27 protein-coding genes are annotated in these 21,425 nt (G+C 43.7%); 17 read left to right on the top strand and 10 right to left on the bottom strand.

Annotated elements, in window-relative coordinates; all coding sequences use genetic code 11:
* Positions 1–124: 124 nt before the first annotated feature.
* From OCW38_RS01895 to OCW38_RS01880, 4 genes are all read left to right on the top strand, one after another.
* Positions 125–1,129, top strand: a complete 1,005-nt coding sequence (locus OCW38_RS01895) for an ornithine carbamoyltransferase (protein ID WP_016768633.1) — start codon at positions 125–127, stop codon at positions 1,127–1,129.
* 308 nt (positions 1,130–1,437) lie between these two features.
* Entirely contained in the window at positions 1,438–2,367 is a 930-nt protein-coding gene (gene pyrB / locus OCW38_RS01890) for an aspartate carbamoyltransferase (RefSeq protein WP_004735321.1), read from the top strand.
* 12 nt (positions 2,368–2,379) lie between these two features.
* The gene (gene pyrI, locus OCW38_RS01885; protein WP_010435025.1) at positions 2,380–2,841 is read left to right on the top strand and encodes an aspartate carbamoyltransferase regulatory subunit; all 462 of its coding nucleotides are present in this window, start codon (positions 2,380–2,382) and stop codon (positions 2,839–2,841) included.
* Positions 2,842–2,977: 136 nt separating this feature from the next.
* Positions 2,978–3,367 carry a RidA family protein gene (locus OCW38_RS01880; RefSeq protein WP_004735319.1) on the top strand — a complete coding sequence of 130 codons (390 nt, stop codon included), beginning with the start codon at positions 2,978–2,980 and terminating at the stop codon, positions 3,365–3,367.
* Positions 3,368–3,493: 126 nt separating this feature from the next.
* On the opposite strand, the gene OCW38_RS01875 is transcribed toward OCW38_RS01880, so the two are convergent.
* The 8 genes from OCW38_RS01875 to mlaF form a co-directional block, all read right to left on the bottom strand.
* Complete coding sequence (locus OCW38_RS01875; RefSeq protein WP_010435026.1) at positions 3,494–4,219, bottom strand: 1-acylglycerol-3-phosphate O-acyltransferase; 726 nt, start codon at positions 4,217–4,219, stop codon at positions 3,494–3,496.
* 149 nt (positions 4,220–4,368) lie between these two features.
* Complete coding sequence (gene murA, locus OCW38_RS01870; protein ID WP_016768634.1) at positions 4,369–5,634, bottom strand: UDP-N-acetylglucosamine 1-carboxyvinyltransferase; 1,266 nt, start codon at positions 5,632–5,634, stop codon at positions 4,369–4,371.
* 8 nt (positions 5,635–5,642) lie between these two features.
* A complete protein-coding gene (ibaG, locus tag OCW38_RS01865; protein ID WP_010435028.1) occupies positions 5,643–5,897 on the bottom strand; it encodes a BolA family iron metabolism protein IbaG in 255 nt (84 codons plus the stop codon).
* A gap of 13 nt (positions 5,898–5,910) precedes the next feature.
* Complete coding sequence (locus OCW38_RS01860; RefSeq protein WP_261894905.1) at positions 5,911–6,219, bottom strand: STAS domain-containing protein; 309 nt, start codon at positions 6,217–6,219, stop codon at positions 5,911–5,913.
* Positions 6,219–6,842: an ABC transporter substrate-binding protein gene (locus tag OCW38_RS01855; protein WP_391852434.1), complete on the bottom strand. Its 624-nt coding sequence runs from the start codon at positions 6,840–6,842 to the stop codon at positions 6,219–6,221. Before OCW38_RS01855 ends, OCW38_RS01860 begins: the two co-directional genes overlap by 1 nt.
* A gap of 58 nt (positions 6,843–6,900) precedes the next feature.
* Positions 6,901–7,392, bottom strand: a complete 492-nt coding sequence (gene mlaD / locus OCW38_RS01850) for an outer membrane lipid asymmetry maintenance protein MlaD (RefSeq protein ID WP_016791197.1) — start codon at positions 7,390–7,392, stop codon at positions 6,901–6,903.
* A gap of 2 nt (positions 7,393–7,394) precedes the next feature.
* Positions 7,395–8,174, bottom strand: coding sequence for a lipid asymmetry maintenance ABC transporter permease subunit MlaE (mlaE, locus tag OCW38_RS01845; RefSeq protein WP_010435033.1), 780 nt, complete (start codon positions 8,172–8,174; stop codon positions 7,395–7,397).
* Position 8,175: 1 nt separating this feature from the next.
* The gene (gene mlaF, locus OCW38_RS01840) at positions 8,176–8,970 is read right to left on the bottom strand and encodes a phospholipid ABC transporter ATP-binding protein MlaF (RefSeq protein ID WP_029189574.1); all 795 of its coding nucleotides are present in this window, start codon (positions 8,968–8,970) and stop codon (positions 8,176–8,178) included.
* A 264-nt stretch (positions 8,971–9,234) separates the two neighbouring features.
* Between mlaF and OCW38_RS01835 the strand changes: the two genes are divergently transcribed.
* From OCW38_RS01835 to mgtE, 12 genes are all read left to right on the top strand, one after another.
* Entirely contained in the window at positions 9,235–10,200 is a 966-nt protein-coding gene (locus OCW38_RS01835; RefSeq protein ID WP_010435036.1) for a calcium/sodium antiporter, read from the top strand.
* 34 nt (positions 10,201–10,234) lie between these two features.
* A complete protein-coding gene (gene kdsD / locus OCW38_RS01830) occupies positions 10,235–11,206 on the top strand; it encodes an arabinose-5-phosphate isomerase KdsD (protein ID WP_016795272.1) in 972 nt (323 codons plus the stop codon).
* Complete coding sequence (gene kdsC, locus OCW38_RS01825; RefSeq protein ID WP_016768636.1) at positions 11,206–11,763, top strand: 3-deoxy-manno-octulosonate-8-phosphatase KdsC; 558 nt, start codon at positions 11,206–11,208, stop codon at positions 11,761–11,763. The genes kdsD and kdsC overlap by 1 nt, the downstream gene beginning before the upstream one ends.
* Complete coding sequence (gene lptC / locus OCW38_RS01820) at positions 11,760–12,323, top strand: LPS export ABC transporter periplasmic protein LptC (RefSeq protein ID WP_010435041.1); 564 nt, start codon at positions 11,760–11,762, stop codon at positions 12,321–12,323. Before kdsC ends, lptC begins: the two co-directional genes overlap by 4 nt.
* A complete protein-coding gene (gene lptA / locus OCW38_RS01815) occupies positions 12,304–12,798 on the top strand; it encodes a lipopolysaccharide transport periplasmic protein LptA (RefSeq protein ID WP_010435043.1) in 495 nt (164 codons plus the stop codon). Before lptC ends, lptA begins: the two co-directional genes overlap by 20 nt.
* A gap of 2 nt (positions 12,799–12,800) precedes the next feature.
* Positions 12,801–13,526 (top strand): LPS export ABC transporter ATP-binding protein, encoded by a 726-nt coding sequence (gene lptB, locus OCW38_RS01810; RefSeq protein ID WP_004735304.1) that lies wholly within the window; start codon positions 12,801–12,803, stop codon positions 13,524–13,526.
* Between the two features lie 54 nt (positions 13,527–13,580).
* The gene (locus tag OCW38_RS01805; RefSeq protein WP_010435046.1) at positions 13,581–15,041 is read left to right on the top strand and encodes an RNA polymerase factor sigma-54; all 1,461 of its coding nucleotides are present in this window, start codon (positions 13,581–13,583) and stop codon (positions 15,039–15,041) included.
* A 60-nt stretch (positions 15,042–15,101) separates the two neighbouring features.
* On the top strand, positions 15,102–15,389 hold the full coding sequence (gene hpf, locus OCW38_RS01800) for a ribosome hibernation promoting factor (RefSeq protein WP_010435048.1): 288 nt from the start codon (positions 15,102–15,104) through the stop codon (positions 15,387–15,389).
* A 1-nt stretch (position 15,390) separates the two neighbouring features.
* Complete coding sequence (gene ptsN / locus OCW38_RS01795; protein ID WP_004738707.1) at positions 15,391–15,852, top strand: PTS IIA-like nitrogen regulatory protein PtsN; 462 nt, start codon at positions 15,391–15,393, stop codon at positions 15,850–15,852.
* A 1-nt stretch (position 15,853) separates the two neighbouring features.
* Positions 15,854–16,723: an RNase adapter RapZ gene (rapZ, locus tag OCW38_RS01790; protein WP_261894899.1), complete on the top strand. Its 870-nt coding sequence runs from the start codon at positions 15,854–15,856 to the stop codon at positions 16,721–16,723.
* Between the two features lie 2 nt (positions 16,724–16,725).
* Entirely contained in the window at positions 16,726–17,001 is a 276-nt protein-coding gene (locus tag OCW38_RS01785; protein ID WP_010435056.1) for an HPr family phosphocarrier protein, read from the top strand.
* A 147-nt stretch (positions 17,002–17,148) separates the two neighbouring features.
* The gene (gene mgtE / locus OCW38_RS01780) at positions 17,149–18,504 is read left to right on the top strand and encodes a magnesium transporter (protein ID WP_010435057.1); all 1,356 of its coding nucleotides are present in this window, start codon (positions 17,149–17,151) and stop codon (positions 18,502–18,504) included.
* Between the two features lie 114 nt (positions 18,505–18,618).
* Here mgtE and pmbA read toward each other — a convergent pair whose 3' ends face one another.
* Complete coding sequence (pmbA, locus tag OCW38_RS01775) at positions 18,619–19,962, bottom strand: metalloprotease PmbA (protein ID WP_016791417.1); 1,344 nt, start codon at positions 19,960–19,962, stop codon at positions 18,619–18,621.
* A gap of 118 nt (positions 19,963–20,080) precedes the next feature.
* On the opposite strand from pmbA, the gene yjgA reads away from it, so the two are divergent.
* Positions 20,081–20,605, top strand: coding sequence for a ribosome biogenesis factor YjgA (gene yjgA / locus OCW38_RS01770; RefSeq protein ID WP_016795276.1), 525 nt, complete (start codon positions 20,081–20,083; stop codon positions 20,603–20,605).
* Between the two features lie 113 nt (positions 20,606–20,718).
* On the opposite strand, the gene thiQ is transcribed toward yjgA, so the two are convergent.
* Positions 20,719–21,423 (bottom strand): thiamine ABC transporter ATP-binding protein, encoded by a 705-nt coding sequence (gene thiQ / locus OCW38_RS01765; RefSeq protein ID WP_010435064.1) that lies wholly within the window; start codon positions 21,421–21,423, stop codon positions 20,719–20,721.
* Positions 21,424–21,425: the final 2 nt, after the last annotated feature.

The raw sequence follows: 21,425 nt of genomic DNA, 5'->3' as shown, positions 1-21,425 counted from the left end.
TTATCTAGGCCAGTACCACTGTACAGGCCTTTTTTATCAAATTAATAAAATAAATATTCACAAATATAGCATTTTTATGTTTAACTAAGTTCTTCATTGATTCTATATACCCAAGGAGCGAGAGATGGCCTTTAATCTTCGCAATCGTAACTTTCTAAAACTTCTCGACTTTACTCCTAAAGAGATTCAGTTTTTACTCGACTTGTCTGCTGACCTTAAAAAAGCTAAGTATGCAGGTACAGAGCAAAAAAAGCTTAACGGTAAAAACATCGCTTTGATCTTTGAAAAAGCATCAACTCGAACTCGATGTGCCTTTGAGGTAGCTGCTTTTGATCAAGGAGCTCAAGTCTCTTATTTAGGCCCTTCTGGTTCTCAGATTGGTCAAAAAGAATCAATGAAAGATACGGCGCGTGTATTAGGTCGTATGTACGATGGTATTGAATATCGTGGTTTTGGCCAGAGTATTGTCGAAGATCTTGGCGCTTATGCGGGTGTGCCGGTTTGGAACGGTCTAACCGATGAGTTCCATCCAACTCAGATCTTGGCTGATTTCCTCACCATGATCGAACATGGTCGCGGTAAACGTCTGCATCAAATCAGTTTTGCTTACCTAGGAGATGCACGTAACAACATGGGTAATTCTCTGTTAGTAGGTGCAGCTAAAATGGGGATGGATATTCGCCTTATTGCACCTAAAGCGTTCTGGCCAGAAGAACAGCTCGTTGAAGAGTGCCACGCTATCGCGCAAAATACAGGTGCAAAAATCACGCTGACAGAAGACGTTGCCGAAGGCGTGAAAGATTGTGATTTCCTCTACACCGATGTTTGGGTTTCTATGGGTGAAGCGCCCGAAGCTTGGGACGAACGCGTGGCTGTAATGACACCTTACCAAGTGAATATGGATGTCATAAAGCTCACAGGTAACCCTCAAGTAAAGTTCATGCATTGCCTACCCGCTTTCCACAACAATGAAACCGTGATCGGCCAGCAAGTCGCAGACAAATATGGAATGAACGGCTTGGAAGTGACCGATGAAGTGTTTGAATCTGACTACTCTATTGTGTTTGATGAAGCAGAGAATCGCATGCACACCATCAAGGCCGTAATGGTGGCGACCTTAGGTCAATAACTAAGAATGAAAGTAAACAAAAGCTTGATGTAATCGCTTGCGCTCACAATTTGAAAGCGTATAATTCTCGGCAATTTGTCTGAGAGTAGTGAAAATGACGCCAAGCAATGTTGTGATAAAACATAATGATATTGTGAAAACACATAATAATATTGTGAAAACACATAATAATATTGTGAAAACACCAAATATTGCTCGTAAGCTAAGATGCTTACCAGGTCGTCTATTCTGCTTTTCAGCACTTTTTTAAAGCCTCCCATTATGGGGGGCTTTTTTATGGCCAATACATTATTGTGGGGAAGAAGATCATGGCGAATTCGCTTTATCAAAAGCACATCATCTCAATTCCAGAGCTTTCTCGTGAAGAGCTAGAATTAATTGTTCAAACAGCTGGTCAACTCAAAGCTGAACCGAACCCAGAACTCATCAAGAACAAAGTTGTGGCAAGCTGCTTCTTCGAACCTTCAACGCGAACTCGTCTCTCTTTTGAAACTGCGATTCAACGCATCGGTGGTGATGTGATTGGTTTCGACAGTGGTGGTAACACTTCCTTGGCGAAGAAAGGCGAAACGCTAGCGGACTCTGTACAGGTTATTTCTTCTTATGTTGATGCTTACGTAATGCGTCACCCTCAAGAAGGTGCTGCGCGTCTGGCCTCTGAGTTTTCTAACGGTGTACCTGTTATTAACGCAGGTGACGGTGCAAACCAACACCCAACTCAAACACTGTTAGATCTATTCTCTATCGCTGAGACACAGGGCCGCTTAGATAACCTCAATGTTGCATTTGTCGGTGACCTTAAGTACGGACGTACGGTTCACTCGCTGACTCAAGCACTAGCTAAATTCGACAACATCTGTTTTTACTTCGTTGCTCCAGAAGCACTAGCGATGCCTGACTACATTTGTGAAGAGCTTGATGAAGCGGGTATCAAATACCAACTACTGACAGACATGGAAGATGTCATTCCTGAACTTGATGTTCTTTACATGACTCGAGTTCAAAAAGAACGTTTTGATGAATCGGAATACGCGCACATCAAATCGGCGTACATCCTGACCGCTCCGATGTTGGAAAATGCACGTGATAACCTAAAGGTTCTTCACCCTCTTCCTCGTGTTGATGAAATTACTGTCGATGTCGATAAAACACCTTACGCTTACTACTTCCAGCAAGCAGAGAACGGTGTTTACGCACGTGAAGCATTACTAGCCCTTGTTCTTAACGAAACGCTGTAGAGGAGAGATATCATGTCTAAAGAGACTCAATTAAAAGTTGAAGCAATCAAGAACGGAACGGTTATCGACCATATCCCAGCAAACATCGGGATCAAAGTGCTAAAACTGTTCGACATGCATAACTCTCATCAACGTGTGACGATTGGCCTAAATCTACCTTCATCTGCGCTCGGAGGCAAAGACCTACTCAAGATTGAGAATGTGTTTATCACTGAAGAACAAGCAAGCAAACTGGCACTATATGCACCTCACGCTACGGTTAACCAAATCGAAGATTACGAAGTAGTTAAGAAATTAGCATTAGAGCTTCCAGAGCAAATCAACGATGTGTTTGAGTGTCCAAACACCAACTGTATTACTCACAATGAACCAGTTGAAAGCAGCTTTAAGATCTTTGAAAAGAAAGAAGATATTCGATTGAAGTGTAAGTACTGCGAAAAAGTTTTCTCTCGCGAAATCGTGACAGAAAGATAACGCCATACGGCAATATTGACCGAACCTATAAACTATCAAATACCTCGCCTATGCGGGGTATTTTGCTCTTTACCTATCGAAAGTTTGTAGGCACACTGAAAATTGCTTTTTATCTAATAACTGATGGAATAAACCAATGACTAAAGTACTTCACACAGAATCAGCTCCAGCTGCAATCGGCCCATACGTACAAGGTGTTGACCTTGGCAACATGGTACTGACTTCTGGTCAAATCCCAGTAAACCCAGCAACTGGTGAAGTATCTGCAGATATCGCAGAACAAGCTCGCCAATCTCTAGATAACGTTCAAGCCGTAGTTGAAGCTTCAGGCCTGACTGTAAAAGACATCGTAAAACTAACGGTATTCGTTAAAGATCTAAACGACTTCGGTACAGTAAACGAAGTTTACGGTAAATTCTTTGATGAACACGGCGTTGCAAACTACCCAGCACGTTCATGTGTTGAAGTAGCGCGTCTACCAAAAGATGTAGGTATCGAGATCGAAGCGATTGCAGTTCGCAAATAGATTTTAATATCTAGAATAAACGGTTTCTAGTAAACAAGTTGGCATAAAGCTGAATGTTTATCAGAGACAAAAAAGGTTGCCCTATTGGCAACCTTTTTTATTATTCATCGTTTCGCTTAGCTTAAATTACTTCTTATTAAGCTCAACCACTTCTTTGTCTAACTCTTCAAGCTTAGCGGCCATTTGCTCTCGGGCTAGGTTAGCAAGTTGACGAACGTTCGACTTGTCGTAACCTTCAGTGCTGATAGGCGGCAACATTTCAACTATCACGTGACCATTGTTCCAACGGTTTAGCTTCACGCCACCTGTTGAGCTACACACGATAGGGATAATAGGCAAGCCAGCGCCAATTGCGGCATGGAAAGCACCCGTTTTGAATGGCAACAGACCACGACCACGAGAACGAGTCCCTTCAGGGAACATCCATACTGAAACATCGCTCTCTTTTAAGCTCGTCACTACTTGGTCGATCGTACCTACCGCTTTGCTGCGATTGGCACGGTCAATTAGGATATTACCCGTCAGCCAGTAAAGCTGACCAAATAGAGGCATCCACACTAAGCTTTTCTTACCAACCGTCACTACCTTAGGTGTCACTGCTGATGAGATAGTGAATAGATCCCAGCTGTTTTGGTGGTTCGCCACATAAACATGTTGGCCACGAGAGTAAGCATCTTCCGGGATACGAAGTTCTAACTTCATGCCGAATATTTTAGACATACGACCGAAGTAACGACCAAAGGTAAATACGTGTTTCGGGTTACGTGGGCTTAGTAAACAGTAACCACACCCAAATACAAACATAAGAATCGCAAATATCGCCACTGCGAAAATACGTAATATTGCTATCATTTTGTTCCTCTCAACCGTCAAGTTTTTCACCTATTCGCACAAAATTGGCATCAGATTCACTTGCGGTAAATACAACTATAAAAAAGCCGAAACCAAGGTTCCGACTTTTATGCTTTCATGTCACTAATTCAAGAACCCACTAACCGAAGTTAGTTCGAATCACTAAATCGTGTAATGTTTGCGCCTAGGGCTGAAAGCTTATCTTCAATCTTATCGTAGCCACGATCGATGTGATAAATACGATCAACGATAGTTTCGCCTTGAGCGATACAGCCAGCAATAACAAGGCTCGCAGATGCGCGCAGGTCCGTTGCCATTACTTGAGCACCGCTCAATTTTTCCGTTTCACCACAGATAGCCGTGTTACCTTCAATCTCAGCTTTCGCACCCATTCGCTGTAATTCAGGAATGTGCATAAAGCGGTTTTCAAAGATAGTCTCCGTGATAACACCACTGCCCTTCGCCATCATGTTAAGCAAAGTAAATTGTGCTTGCATATCAGTAGGGAAACCAGGGTGAGGTGCTGTTACGATTTTTACCGCTTTCAGCTCACGACCTGTCATATCAAGACTTATCCAGTCTTCGCCCGTTTCAACCTTCGCACCCGCTTCTTCAAGCTTCGCTAATGCAGCTTCAAGAAGATGAGCGTTAGTATTGCGACAAGTCACGGTACCGCCAGACACAGCAGCAGCAACTAGGAAAGTACCGGTTTCAATACGGTCAGCAACCACAGAGTGGTGACCACCACCAAGACGTTCAACGCCTTCGATCGTAATCGTGTCTGTACCTGCGCCAGAAATCTTAGCACCTAGCTTGTTTAGGAAATCAGCTGTATCAACAATCTCAGGCTCGCGGGCCGAGTTATCAAGTACTGTCGTTCCTTCTGCTAGCGTTGCTGCACACATGATAGTAATGGTGGCACCCACACTTACTTTATCCATCACGATGTGCGCGCCTTTCAAGCGGCCATCAACACTTGCTTTCACATAACCATCTTCCAGTTTAATGGTCGCACCTAATTGTTCTAGGCCATGGATATGTAAATCAACAGGTCGAGCACCAATAGCACAACCACCAGGAAGTGACACTTGTCCTTCACCAAAGCGAGCGACTAGCGGACCTAAAGCCCAAATAGAAGCACGCATTGTTTTCACTAAATCATATGGCGCACAGAACTCGTTGATTTCGCTGCCATCAACATGAACGCTACCATTACGCGATACTTTTGCGCCTAAACGCTTAAGCAATTCCATCGTCGTATCGATGTCACGTAGGTGAGGAACATTACTGACTTCTACTGGCTCTTCAGCAAGAATTGAAGCAAATAAAATAGGTAGCGCTGCATTTTTTGCGCCGGAGATCGTCACTTCACCGCTTAGCGGTTTATCCGATCCAATAACTCGAAACTTTTCCATCATAAACCTTAAAGTGACATCAGTTTCTTATCACGTTCCCACTCTTCAGGCGTAAAAGCCTTAATAGAAAGAGCATGGATATCATTGCGTTGAATGTATTCCATTAGTGGGCCGTAGATTAGTTGCTGCTTCTTAACTCGATTCATGCCGTCAAAACATGCATCAACCGCAACAACTTCGTAATGACTGCCTTCTCCCTTCACGAAAATTTCCTGAAGGTTCAGTGCTTCTGCTAATAATTCTTGTACTTTTGTGCTGTCCACAAATAGCTCCTGCCTAATTTTTTATGTGTTCTGTCATCATTGGCTGGATATTGCTCAATTGGAACAACGTTCGTAATTGTTCTGGCACGAAACTGAGCATTATATGACAGTTTTGATTTTTTGCATGCTCTAATAAGTGAATTAGCATCACCATTCCTGCTGAATCGACTCTATTTATATGGCTGAGGTTAATTTCAACACTCGATTCCGTCGTTTGCCACTTTTCTAATATACGCCAGATTGCAGGGACGGTATCTCGGTCAATGTCTCCGAGAAGTTGGAACTCTTTAGAACTTAGCTTTTGCCATTGAGAGTCGCTCATTATTTATTACTCTCAAAACGAATCGGCTGTGCGGACAGTTTCTCCAATTCATCAGCAACTTGTAAAATGCCTTCTTGACGAATTTTAGTATTCCACTCTGATTGCTTGCTCGATAATAGGCTAATACCTTCAGCAACCATATCAAATGCCCTCCACTCACCCGACTTCTTATCTTTACGTAGCTTAAACTCAAGTTTAATGTTTGGTCGAGGTGTATCAATAATATCAACTTTGATACTGGTGATGCGGCTTTCCGGCTTCACTTTTGGCTCTGGACCAAATTCAATTGTCTGATCTGTGTATTGAGTCAACACTTGAGCATAAGAAGAAACGAGGTATTTACGGAATGCATCAATAAATACGCGTACATCTTTTCTGTCCGCACCTTTTAAGTTAGGCCCTAACAACTTAAGTGCCGCATATTGAGCATTCACATAAGGCATCAATTCTTCTTCCACGATGACCTTTAGTAACTCAGGATCATTGTGAATGTTTTCTTGCTCGTTTTTTAAACGTTCAAAAGCGACTTCAGCTACTTGAGTCATCATCTGATAAGGCTGAGTGCGGTCAATCGATTCAGCAGCAAAGGCTTGAGTCGATATCAATAAAGCGACCGCAGTCATAACCAATCTTTTCAAAATGGCATTAGTCTTCAACATATTTTTGAACTGTGACATGAGACTACTCCTTAGCTTCGTTGTTATCAGAACCACCAACGCTATACAGCACTTGGCCAATCAAATCTTCTAGCACTAGTGCTGATTTAGTGTCTTCAATCGAATCACCATCAACCAGCATCTCTTCGTCATCAAAAATGAACCCTGGTACTAGGCTGATATATTGCTCACCGATCAAGCCTGACGTTAAGATTTGAGCACTAGAGGTCTCAGGAAATTGTGAGTACTTCGCATCAATAGACAATTCGACTACAGGAAGGTAACTCTCGGTGTCAAGCTCAATGCTTTTAACTCGACCAACAACAACGCCACCGACCTTCACTGGAGAACGAACCTTTAGACTACCAATATTGTCGAAAGTCGCTTTTAAGTTGTAAGTATGGTTTGAACCTAAGCCTTTTACGTCAGCGACTTGAAAGATCATGATTAAGATTGCGCAAATTCCGGCTATAACAAAGGTGCCGACCCATAATTCTAGTTTTCGAGTTTGTTGCATGATTAATTCCCAAACATCAATGCGGTAAGAATAAAATCTAGCCCTAGTACCGCTAGAGAAGAGTGCACGACTGTGCGCGTGGTTGCCTGACTAATACCTTCAGAAGTCGGTACTGCGTCATAACCGTTGAAAAGTGCGATCCAAGTTACGGTGATAGCGAAAACCATACATTTGATCATGCTATTACCAATATCTCGACCAAGCTCAACTGAAGACTGCATCGCAGACCAGAAACTGCCGTGATCAATGCCTTTCCAATCAACACCAACTAGCTGACCGCCCCAAATCCCGACCGCCATAAAGATCATAGCTAACAACGGCATTGAGATAAGCCCAGCCCAAAGTCGTGGTGCAATAATACGTTTAAGAGGATCAACAGCCATCATCTCAAGGCTGGAAATCTGCTCTGTTGCTTTCATTAAACCAATTTCAGCGGTTAATGCTGAACCTGCGCGGCCTGCAAACAATAACGCAGTCACAACTGGGCCCAACTCACGTAACAGTGAAAGTGCGACCATTTGACCAAGGTTACCTTCAGCGCCGTAGTCGATAAGTACGACATAGCCTTGAAGACTCAGCACCATACCGATGAATAAACCCGAAACTAAAATAATAGCCAATGACTGAACGCCAACGCTATAAAGTTGTTTTACTAATAAGGGGAAATTTTTTAGTCGCGGGATGCCAAACAAAGCCCCAAATAACATTAGGCTTGCTCGACCAAATGACTCACAGATCGCAAGTGTGCGTCTACCGACACCTACAATAGTTTTAACAATCATATTAAAACAGATCCTCTTCTAAGCTCTTTGCAGGGAACCTAAATGGCACGGGACCATCCGCTTCACCTTGCAAAAATTGCTGCACTCGAGGATCGCTATTGTTGTACAACTCCTCAGGCGAGCCCGATGCAATAATCTTCCCATCAGCCATCAAATAAACCCAATCAGCGATACTCATCACCTCTGGGACGTCATGCGACACCACAATCGAGGTTAAGTCTAAAGCTTGGTTGAGGTTTCGGATGAGTTCAACCAAAACGCCCATGGTAATTGGATCCTGGCCAACAAAAGGTTCATCGTACATGATAAGTTCCGGATCCAACGCTATTGCTCGAGCTAACGCCGCACGCCTCGCCATACCACCAGACAGTTCACTTGGCATTAATTCTGCTGCGCCTCGCAAACCCACCGCTTCAAGTTTTAGTAATACGATGGTACGAATGAATTTTTCATTAAGTTCAGTGTGCTCTCGCAGTGGAAACGCCACATTATCAAAGACATTGAGATCCGTAAAAAGTGCACCCGATTGAAAAAGCATGCTCATTTTCTTACGTGCTTGATAGAGCTTTCGACGAGATAATGCAGGGATATTGTCCCCATCAAACCAAACTTCACCGCTATCTGGCGGTAATTGTCCACCGATCAAACGCAACAAGGTCGTTTTACCGATCCCTGAAGGGCCCATAATTGCGGTTATTTTTCCTTGAGGTACTTCTAAACTGATGTCATCAAAGATAACTCGTTCACCTCGAGAGAAACTTAGGTTTTTAACTTTTACAAGCTCAGTATTCAACATGATCTTGTTGTTTCCTTGCTCTAAAAAACGCCAATTGTGGCTGCAATAATAATGAGTCTACTTTAGAATTAAAAGCACTGTTCAATTAATTGTACAAAACAGAAAACAGTGACAGGGATTTGAAAGCATTAAGAAATTCATCATTCAGCGACATTTCTTTACTGCTAACGGGCAATTAATTTGTCGAGTGACTTCCCTTTTATCTAGCAACAAGTCAAAATTAGCGGTTAATTCTCCGTTTTTTATTAATTTTTAGGAATCATCATGCTTGAAGCGATTGCGTTTCTTATTATCGGCCTAGGTTTTTTGGTGTGGAGCGCAGATAAACTGGTCTTCGGCGCCGCCGCTCTTGCTCGCAACTTCGGTATATCACCATTAGTTATCGGTATGACGATTCTAGCAATGGGCTCTTCAGCCCCTGAAATGATGGTTTCAGCAACAGCAGCTCTTGACGGCAAAACAGATACGGCAGTTGGTAACGTTCTCGGTTCTAACATCGCCAACATCGCTCTGATTTTGGGTATTACAGCACTTATCAAACCGCTATCAATTAGCTCAGGCGTAATTCGCCGTGAACTACCATTAATGATTGGTGTCACTCTACTAGCAGGCGCACTGCTTTGGGATAACCATTTAGGTTTCTACGAAGGCGTGTTGTTGTTTGTTCTTTTCGCCGCTTTCTTATTTGCGATGTTACAAATCAGCCGTAGCGAGAAAAAGAACGGCGATGCTTTCCTTGATGAACAAGAGTCAGAGATCCCTGAGGGCGTAAGTAACCTTAAAGCCGCCATGTGGGTAGTAGTTGGTCTAATTATTCTACCTTTAGCGGCCAATATGTTGGTTGATAACGCGGTTGTTATCGCGAAGTTCTTTGGCATGAGCGATCTTGTGATTGGTTTAACCATTATTGCTGTTGGTACCAGTCTTCCCGAACTTGCCGCATCACTTGCCGGTGTAATGAAAGGGGAAGATGACATGGCCGTAGGTAATATCATTGGCTCGAACGTATTCAACATTCTTGCAGTGATGGGGATACCGGGCATCCTCAACCCTTCAATCTTAAGTGAATTTGCTATGGGTAGAGATTTCTGGGTAATGCTAGGCGTATCACTTTTACTCGTGGTAATGGCACTAGGTAAATCTCGCAGTGTGAATCGTATTGAAGGCGGCGTGTTAATCATAACGTTCGTGGCCTACCAAGCTTACTTACTTATGAACATGTCGGCTTAATTGTTGATTTAAATTCCCGTACTTGGAGTATTTGATGTCTCAGCCATTTGATTATCGCAGTGTTGCAAAACAAGTTTTGGAAACCGAAGTTGCAGGTCTTACTCAATTAGACCAATATTTTAATGATGATTTTTGCAAGGCTTGCGATCTTATCCTGAACAACAAAGGTAAAGTCGTTGTGATGGGCATGGGTAAATCAGGCCACATTGGTAACAAAATAGCAGCCACACTGGCAAGTACTGGTACATCAGCTTTCTTTGTACATCCAGGTGAAGCGGCACATGGTGATTTAGGAATGATCGAACCTGGCGATATTGTGATTGCAATATCAAACTCAGGTGAATCAGGAGAGATCCTCAGCCTATTCCCAGTATTAAAGCGTTTGAACATTAAGATTATCAGTATGACAGGTAAGCCAGCGTCGAACATGGCGACCTTATCTGATATCCATTTACAAATTTCAGTACCGGAAGAAGCATGCCCACTGGGCTTAGCGCCAACAACCAGTACCACTGCTACTTTGGTGATGGGGGATGCACTAGCCGTTGCACTTTTACAGGCACGAGGCTTTACCGCTCAAGATTTTGCTCTGTCTCATCCAGGTGGCGCTTTAGGTCGTCAATTACTGTTGAAACTCGATGACATCATGCACACAGGTGATGCTCTGCCTGTTGTGACTCCGGATGCTCTGATAAGAGATGCTCTATTAGAGATATCTCAGAAAGGCTTAGGCATGACGGCAATCGTTGGTAGCGATGGTCAAATGGCCGGTATTTTTACTGATGGTGATTTACGCCGTATCTTAGACAAACGTGTTGATATTCATAACACTCAGATTGGCGACGTAATGACGCTTAATCCTACGGTAGCAGAACCAAACATGCTTGCAGTTGAGGGGCTAAACTTAATGCAGGCTAAAAGTATTAATGGCCTGATGTTATGCCATGAAGGTACATTAGTTGGAGCTTTGAACATGCATGACTTACTGAAAGCAGGAGTAATGTAATGACGCAGACAGTTGAAACGTTATACGGCACGGTCGATTCAGACGTATTTGCCGTAGCAAAAGAGATCAAACTGCTAATTTGTGATGTCGATGGCGTATTCTCGGACGGTCGTATTTACATGGGCAACAACGGTGAAGAGCTGAAAACCTTTCATACTCGTGATGGCTACGGTATCAAATCACTGATGAATGCTGGTATTGAAATCGCAATCATAACTGGTCGTAAATCTCAAATTGTTGAAAACCGCATGACTGCTCTGGGTATTAAGCTTATTTACCAAGGCCAAGATGATAAAGTAAAAGCGTATTACGATATTTGCGATAAACTTTCTGTTGCGCCTGAAAATACAGGCTACATCGGAGACGATCTGATCGACTGGCCTGTCATGGAAAAAGTTGGCTTAAAGGTATGCGTGGCAGATGGTCACCCACTACTTGCGAAGCGAGCGAATTATGTGACCACGATTAACGGCGGCCATGGTGCTGTACGTGAAGTATGTGACCTTATTCTGCAAGCAAGAAATGAACTCGACGTGCATAAAGGTTTAAGCATATGAGTTTTACTCGTATTATCTATTTAATACTCATATTTATTGCTTCTTGGTCGACCTATTATTTGTTCGACAAAGAGCAAGCTTCGACAATACAAGTGGCTCCAAATTTGGAGCTGCCCGCTTTTAGCGGCAAAAGTCTAAACAACATAAGCTATGACCAATCAGGTATCCGTAGCTATCAAGTTGAGTCGACGTATTTAGAACACTATTCAGTAGTTGGTGATACACATTTTCAAAATCCTGTTCTTTCGGTGTTCCGGGAAGGACATACGATTGAATGGCAAGTCACCGCTGATCGCGCGATTATGGATGAGAATCAAGTTGTCACGTTCTATGACAACGTTGTGGCAAAGAATCTATTGCCAGAAGCCAGTTTCGATACTATGACCACAGATAAAATGGTTGTTGAGCTGACTAGCCGAGATTTTTATTCAGAGACTCCGGTCCATATGATCGGTACATTTTTTGAAACTGAGGGTCAAGCAATGAAGGGTAACTTCGGTACCAACAATGCGACTCTCTTTAATTCTGTTCAAGGTAGATATGAAACTCTTACACCTTAGTTTATTCGCTTTGACCCTTGCGGCACCTAATGTCTATGCCCTATCTTCGGATAGTGAGCAGCCTGTCTACATTGACTCAGACAGCCAGCAATTGGATATGAAAAGTAACCAAGTGACCTTCCTTGGTGATGTAAACCTTAAGCAAGGTAGCATCAACATTAATGCCGATAAGGTCATTGTTACTCGAAATGCGGTCAACGGTGAGATAGAGGAAATTCAAGGCTATGGCAAGCCTGCGACTTTCTCTCAACTCACTGATGATGGAAAAACACTTTACGGTGAAGCTGATGATTTACATTATCAACTGATTGCCGATAAATTGATCATGACCAAGAATGCAATGCTCTCTCAAGATGGCAGTATCATCCGTGGCTCTAAGATTACTTATCAAATCGCTTCTCAAAAACTGGTTGCCGATAGTGATAGTAGCGAACGTGTATCAACGGTCTTACAACCTGCGGAAGTGAATAAGTAGCCATGGCTGTTCTTAAAGCAAAAAACCTAGCAAAAACGTACAGCAAGCGTAAAGTTGTAACCGACGTAAGCCTGCAGGTAGAGTCTGGTCAAATCGTTGGACTACTTGGGCCTAACGGGGCAGGCAAAACGACCTCTTTCTATATGATTGTAGGTCTGGTCGCTCGTGATGAAGGCACGATTAGCATTGATGACCGAGACATCAGTATTTTGCCAATGCACAGTCGCTCGCGTCTTGGTATCGGTTACCTACCTCAAGAAGCTTCTATTTTCAGAAAGCTTTCCGTTGAGAACAACATCATGGCCGTTTTACAAACGCGTGACGAGATGACCAACGAGCAGCGTCAAGATAAGTTAGAAGACCTTCTAGAAGAGTTCCACATCCAACATATCCGCACCAGTAATGGTATGGCTCTGTCAGGTGGTGAGCGTCGTCGTGTTGAGATTGCTCGAGCTCTAGCGGCAAACCCTCAGTTCATTCTATTGGATGAACCCTTTGCTGGTGTTGACCCAATCTCGGTTATTGATATCAAAAAAATCATTGTTCACCTACGCGATCGCGGCTTAGGTGTTCTAATTACCGACCACAACGTCCGTGAAACATTAGACGTGTGTGAAAAAGCTTACATCGTAAGCCAAGGGCACCTGATTGCTGAAGGTACTCCTGAAGATGTTCTCAATAACGAGCAAGTTAAACAAGTTTATCTAGGCGAACAATTCCGTCTATGATTAGATAGAGAGTATCGAGAATTCTAAGAATAATAACTAGGTAAGTCACACTGAATGAAACCCTCATTACAACTTAAGCTAGGCCAACAGTTAGCAATGACTCCTCAATTGCAGCAAGCGATTCGTTTGTTGCAGTTGTCTACATTAGATTTGCAGCAAGAGATTCAAGAAGCACTTGAATCTAACCCACTACTCGATGTCGAAGAAGGCAATGAAGAAACGCCTGCATCGGAAGAAAAACCTAGCAGTGACGAGAAAGAAACAGTTGAAGCCACAGAGCAAGACTTACCTGATAGCTCAGACTTAATCGAAAAATCAGAGATTGGTAATGAACTAGAAATCGACACAACTTGGGAGGATGTCTACAGTGCAAACACCGGAAACACTGGTATTGCGATTGATGATGACATGCCAGTTTACCAAGGTGAGACGACTGAAAGCCTACATGATTACTTACTTTGGCAGCTCGACCTAACACCATTCACTGAAACAGATAGAAGCATCGCTTTTGCTTTAATAGATGCCATTGATGACTATGGCTACCTCACCGTATCTTGTGAAGATATTCTTGAAAACTTCGATAGAGAAGAAGTAGAGCTTGATGAGATTGAAGCCGTTCGCAAACGTATTCAGCAGTTTGACCCTTTAGGTGTCGGTTCAATCAACCTGCAAGATTGCTTGTTACTACAACTGGCTACCTTCCCGCAAGATACCCCTTGGCTTAATGAAGCTAAGTTAGTACTTACTAGCCATATCGACCAACTAGGTAACCGTGATTACAAACTGGTTATCAAAGAAACTAAGTTGAAAGAAGCAGAACTGCGTGAGGTTTTGCAACTGATTCAACAACTGGATCCACGACCTGGCAGTAAGATTACACCAGATGAAACCGAATATGTTGTTCCTGATGTTTCAGTATTCAAAGATCTTGGTAAGTGGTTAGTCACCATAAATCCAGACAGCGTGCCTAAACTGAAAGTGAATCAACAATACGCCGACCTTGGAAGCAAAGGTAGCAGCGCCGACAACCAGTACATTCGCTCAAATTTGCAAGAAGCAAAATGGCTAATTAAGAGCTTAGAAAGTCGAAATGAGACGCTACTCAAAGTTGCACGATGTATTGTTGAACATCAACGTGATTTCTTCGAACATGGCGAAGAAGCGATGAAACCTATGGTTCTCAACGATGTTGCGTTAGCCGTTGATATGCATGAATCCACAATCTCTCGTGTGACGACTCAAAAATTCATGCACACACCACGTGGCATCTTCGAACTCAAATATTTTTTCTCGAGCCACGTCAGTACAGACAATGGCGGAGAGTGTTCATCGACAGCAATTCGTGCGCTCATTAAGAAGCTTGTCGCGGCGGAAAATACCGCGAAACCTCTAAGTGATAGTAAGATTGCTGCTTTACTGGCTGACCAAGGAATTCAGGTAGCTAGACGTACCATAGCAAAATACCGTGAGTCTCTGGGCATCGCCCCATCGAGTCAGCGTAAACGCCTGCTGTAGGCTAATTTAGTTAGCTATAGATTTAGTTATAGTCAGGCAACCAACTGAAAAGGAAAGTCTATGCAAATCAATATTCAAGGCCATCACGTTGATCTTACCGATTCAATGCAAGACTATGTTCACACCAAATTCGAAAAACTTGAACGCTTTTTTGATCACATCAATAGCATTCAGGTTGTTTTAAAAGTTGAGAAAATCAATCAAATTGCAGAAGCGACCCTTCATGTAAACCAAGGAGAGATTCATGCAACAGCAACAGATGAAAGTATGTATGCTGCGATTGATTCATTGGTTGATAAACTCGTCCGTCAACTCAACAAGCACAAAGAAAAGCTAAGTAGTCACTAACATGCAATTAAGCGAAGTACTTTCATTGGACTGCACCAAAAGTGCAGTCCAATGCACAAGCAAGAAAAGAGCCCTTGAGCTCATCAGTCAGATCGCAGCAGAAAGCTGCGGTCAAGATTCAACAGAACTGTTTGAGTGCATGTTGAGCCGCGAGAAAATGGGCAGTACAGGTATTGGTAATGGCATTGCTATTCCCCATGCTCGTATGAACGTCAGTGACAAAGCAATTGCTGTATTACTGCAATGCCAAGATCCCATCGAATTTGATGCGATTGATAACCGTCCTGTCGATCTACTATTTGCTCTGCTTGTTCCAAGTGAACAATGTAAGGAGCATCTAAAAACCCTTTCTTGCATGGCAGAACGACTTAACGACAAGCAGACTCTTAAACAGTTGCGTAATGCTCAAAGCGATCAAGAGCTTTACGACATCATGATTCAAGTGCCAACTTGCGAGCAATAACATGCGGTTAATCGTTGTTAGTGGCCAATCAGGAGCAGGTAAAAGTGTCGCGCTACGAGTCCTTGAAGACTTGGGGTATTACTGTGTCGATAACCTTCCCGTAAATCTGCTCAACGACTTCGTCGAGTCAGTTCGTGAAATCAATCAAAACGTCGCCGTTAGCATTGATATTCGTAACTTACCGAAAGAGCCTCAATTAGTCACAGATAAGCTTGAGCAGCTTGAGTCTGCAACCGACATCGATGTGAACGTGTTGTTCTTAGATGCGAGCAAGCAAACGCTACTCAAACGCTACAGTGAAACTCGCCGAATCCACCCTTTGTCGATTGGCCAAGAAAAGCTCTCTCTTGAACAAGCTATCGATTTAGAGAAGACACTCCTAACACCGCTTGCTGAACAAGCCTGTATTGTAATTGATAGCAGCGACTGCAACCTCTACGAATTGAGTGAAAAGGTTCGCTTTAAAGTTGAAGGTAAAGAGAAGCAAGAGCTGATCATTGTTTTTCAGTCTTTCGGCTTTAAATATGGTCTACCAAGCGATGCTGACTATGTGTTTGACGTACGCTTCTTGCCGAACCCTCATTGGGAACCCGCTCTACGACCATTAACAGGTCTTGATGCCCCTATTCACTCTTTTCTAGAAAAGCACCCGGAAGTTCTAGAGCTCAAGCAACAAATCCAAGGCTTTATCGAGCAGTGGTTACCAATGCTAGAAAAGAATAATCGCAGTTACCTAACGGTCGCGATTGGCTGTACTGGCGGCAAACACCGCTCGGTTTATCTGACTCAGAAAATTGGTGAGTATTTCGATCAACTTGGCCATCAAGTTCAGATCAGACACGCCTCCCTAGAGAAGCACCAACAGGGCTAACCATGGAATTAACTCGAACTGTACTGATCCAAAATCGCTTGGGTCTTCACGCTAGAGCAGCCGTCAAGTTGGTTGAGCTAGCGCAAAGCTTTGATGCGACCATTACTATCCATAGCGAAGAAGATAAGATCGCGACTGCAGATAGCGTGATGGGGCTACTTATGCTGGAATCAGCGCAAGGGCAACACATTACCATTCAAGCGGCAGGCTCTGATTCTCAGCAAGCTCTTGATGCTGTCTGTCAGCTAATTGAAGCAAAGTTTGATGAGGGTGAGTAACGAAATACGTCACTCACGCCGCCAAAAACTCAAACAACGAACCAACCAATATTAAATCTTAGTTCTACCTAAGTTAATGATTTAAATAAGCCCCAGAATTAAGTTACTATTCCAAGCATTGTTAAAATAATGAGATAGGAGGAAAATATGGCAGAGCAATTAGAATTCGACCAAGCTCACCAAACCCTCCAAGAAGTCAGCGAAGCCCTAGAAAACGGCCGATTTGTTCATGTACGCCGACAGCTTCAGGACATGGAACCTGAAGATATTGCACACCTTTTAGAAGCCTCCCCTCGCAAAAGTCGTGATGTACTCTGGCAACTCACCGATCCTGAAGACTACGGTGAAATTCTTGATGAGCTAAACGAAGACGTCAAAGATGCTCTTGTGTCGAAAATGGCACCAGAAACCTTGGCAGAAGCAACCGAAGGCATGGAAACCGATGACGTCGCGTACGTACTTCGAAGCCTACCCGACGATGTTTCTCGCGAAGTACTTTCTCAAATGGACTCCGTTGATCGTGCTTTAGTTGAAACCGCACTATCGTACCCCGAAGATTCAGCGGGTGCGTTAATGAACACTGACGTAATCACAATCCGTGGTGATGTCGATGTTGAAGTTGTCTTGCGTTACTTACGTATGCGTGGTGAATTACCTGACGCAACTGATGCTCTCTATGTTATCGACGACGATGAACGTCTCATTGGTAACCTTTCACTCAGTACATTGATCACAACACAACCCGATGTGGCGGTTTCGGAAGTAATGGAAGATGCCGACGAAGCTATCGCTGTGGAAACCAGTGCTTCTGATATCGCCAGCCTCTTCGAACGTCGTAACTGGGTTTCAGCTCCTGTTGTCGATGTAAATCAACACCTTGTTGGCCGTATTACGATCGATGACGTGGTTGATGTCATTCGTGAAGATGCTGAACACTCTATGATGAGTATGGCGGGTATGGACGATGACGAAGACACCTTCGCTCCGGTCGTCAAATCCGCTCGTCGTCGTAGTGTGTGGTTAGGCGCAAATGTTTTGGCGGCACTCGCAGCAGCGTCTGTGTCTAATATGTTTGAGGCGACACTGAATGAGATGGCAGCCATCGCTGTTTTGATGACCATCGTACCGTCCATGGGTGGTGTTGCTGGTAACCAAACCGTTGCTCTGGTCATTCGAGGTTTAGCACTTGGTCACATTGGTGACAGTAACAAACGTGAATTACTACTCAAAGAAGCCTCTATAGGCTTCCTTAACGGCATTCTATGGGCCGTTATCATTGGCGGTATAGTAGTTGCTTGGAAAGGCAATTGGATCTTGGGAGGCATTATCTCTGCAGCGATGATGACAAACTTGATTGTCGCGGGTATTGCAGGCGTAACCATTCCAGTGATGCTGAAGAAGATGAATATCGACCCTGCCCTTGCTGGTGGTATGGCACTCACAACGGTAACCGATGTAATTGGCCTATCGGTGTTCTTAGGCTTAGCCACCATACTTATCTAGCTTGATTACCGACTCGGTAAATACAAAAAGGGAGCCATTGGCTCCCTTTTTTAATACATAAGATTTAAGCTTCAGGTTTAAATCTTATGTTTAAACCTAAGCAAATTAAGCAAATCACTCGCCTGCGACTTTCATCGACTCAAGCAAGATAGAACCGGTTTGAATTTGCGAACGTGTTTCTACGTCGTTACCAACCGCAACAATCTGAGTGAACATGTCTTTTAGATTGCCCGCGATCGTCACTTCAGATACTGGGTACTGGATTTCTCCATTCTCAACCCAGAAACCCGCAGCGCCACGAGAGTAATCGCCAGTAACGGTATTCACACCTTGACCCATCACTTCAGTCACAAGGAAACCTGTGCCTAATTCTTTTAGCATTTGCTCAAAGCTTTGACCTGTCGATTTAACGAACCAGTTATGGATGCCACCGGCATGGCCTGTTGGCGTCATATCCATTTTACGCGCAGCGTAACTCGTCAGTAGGTAAGTGGCTAAAACACCATCGGTGATGATTTCACGGTCTTGAGTGTAAACACCTTCACTATCAAATGGACTCGAAGCCAAACCACGTAAAAGATGTGGGCGCTCTGAGATATTGAACCAATCTGGTAGAATTTTCTGACCGAGGTGATCCAACAAGAAAGATGATTTACGGTAAAGGTTGCCACCACTGATTGCCATCACAAGATGACCAATTAAGCCAGTTGCGACATCGTTAGCGAACATAATCGGGTATTGGCCTGTTGGTAGTTTTTTAGCATCCAAACGACTGATCGTTTTTTCTGCAGCTTCTTGACCTACACGCTCAGGCGTCCAGAGCTCGTCACGGTGACGTGCAACTGTGTAGCTGTAGTCTCGTTCCATTTCACCGTTAGTGCCTTGCCCAATCACACAGCAGCTCGTACTGTGGCGACTGGAAGCGTAGCTCGCAAGTAAGCCATGACTGTTACCATAAACTTTAACGCCATAGTGACTGTCGTAGCTTGCACCATCACTTTGCTTGATCTTGTCGCTATAAGCTAATGCTTGCTTCTCAGCAGCTATCGCAATCTCCGCGGCATAGTCTGGGTTTGGTTCATCAGGGTGAAAAAGATCCAAATCTGGAATTTCTTTCACCATGTATTCTTTTGCGGCAGGGCCAGCAAATGGGTCTTCCGAAGTGTATTGAGCGATGTCTAGTGCCGCTGCGACAGTTTGAGCAATAGCCTTCTCACTTAGATCAGATGTGGATGCGCTGCCTTTCTTCTGGCCACGGTAAACAGTAATACCTAGTGCACCATCACTATTAAATTCAACGTTTTCCACTTCACACATACGTGTTGAAACACTTAAACCCGTTGACTTAGTAATAGCGACCTCAGCTGCGTCTGCACTCACTGATGCCATATCCAACGCTTTAGCTACTGCGGCTTCTAGCTCAACTCTTTGCTGGGCGACTTGCTGTTTTACATCCATATCTATTCTAATTTTGTAGGTCAATATTAGGTAGGATAACAAGAATTTCGCTTTCTCCCCAAGATTCTTGCTAAAATAGGCAATATATTCGTTTGAGATAGTGACATAGGCAGAAAAGATGGCTCGCAAAAACCAAAAAGCCCCATGGGAACCAGAAGAAGAAATCATCTGGGTAAGTAAGACAGAAATGAAAACGGACATGGATGCCCTGCAAAAGCTGGGAGAAGAGCTTGTTGGTTTAAAGCCTTCTGTATTAGACAAGTTTCCTCTGTCTGAAGATTTGGCACAAGCGATTAAAGATGCACAACGCTTTAAAAATGAAGCGAAGCGCCGTCAACTTCAGTACATTGGTAAAGTAATGCGTAGTGTCGATCCTGAGCCAATTCAAGCGGCTTTGGATAAAGTACGTAACAAGCACTCACAAGCAACCGCTGAGCTACATAAGCTTGAGCAACTGCGTGACCGTGTTGTAGCTGAAGGCGATACTGCCATTTCAGACGTTATGGACATGTACCCTGAAGCAGACCGTCAACGTCTTCGTCAGCTCGCTCGCCAAGCTAACAAAGAAAAATCAGCGAACAAGCCAGCCAAAGCTTCTCGTGAAATTTTCCAAATCTTAAAAGAGCTAAAGCTAGGCGACTAATCTTCGTCTTGCTTTACTTGTAAAGATAATCAAAGACCTAGCACATGCTAGGTCTTTTTGTTTTCGACGCTCTCAATATCAAGAAGTATTCAATATCAAGGCTGAATGAGTCTTCACTCACCTGCTCGAACAAAGGAACTCAATTCGACTTGTGGGTGATCGACAGTTAGCGCATCTATCGAGTCTTCGACTAAAACCTTACCCAATGCCACAAACACAAACTTGTTCGCGATACTGCGCGCATCACCTAAATGGTGTGTCACCATCAAAACAGTAATGTTTCGCTCTGCCGCTAATCGCTTCACTAAGCTCAGCATCTCTTCACGAAGCAAAGGATCAAGCGCAGAAAATGGCTCATCAAGCAGCCAAATATTATGCGGCTGTACAAAACAGCGAGCTAGCGCAACACGCTGACGCTGACCACCCGATAAATGCTCTGGCAGCCGATCTAAATACTCAGCAACCCCTACTTGTGTAGCAGCTTGTTCGACTTCTAGCTTTTGGGTTACCGTAAGCTTTAATCCTGGGTGCAAACCCAGGCCAATATTTTCACGCACCGTGAGGTGCGCAAATAGGTTATGTTCTTGGAACAACATCGCCAATGGGCGCTGATGTGCTTCTTTGCCAATCAGCGATTGGCCTGCCACCGAGATCTCGCCCGATGTTGGCTCAATAAAGCCAGCAACCAATGCGAGTAGCGTTGATTTCCCCGCACCACTTGGCCCCATAAGAGCAACAATATCGCCCTGCTCTGCTTGGAAATCAAAACTAAACAACTCTTGGTGATAATGGTAATCCACATTTTTCATCACTAACATCA

The organism is Vibrio cyclitrophicus (assembly GCF_024347435.1).
In the GTDB taxonomy this organism is placed as follows: Bacteria; Pseudomonadota; Gammaproteobacteria; order Enterobacterales; family Vibrionaceae; genus Vibrio; species Vibrio cyclitrophicus.
The sequence above is the reverse complement of the archived record's forward strand: the minus strand, read 5'-3'. Positions and strand labels throughout refer to the sequence as shown.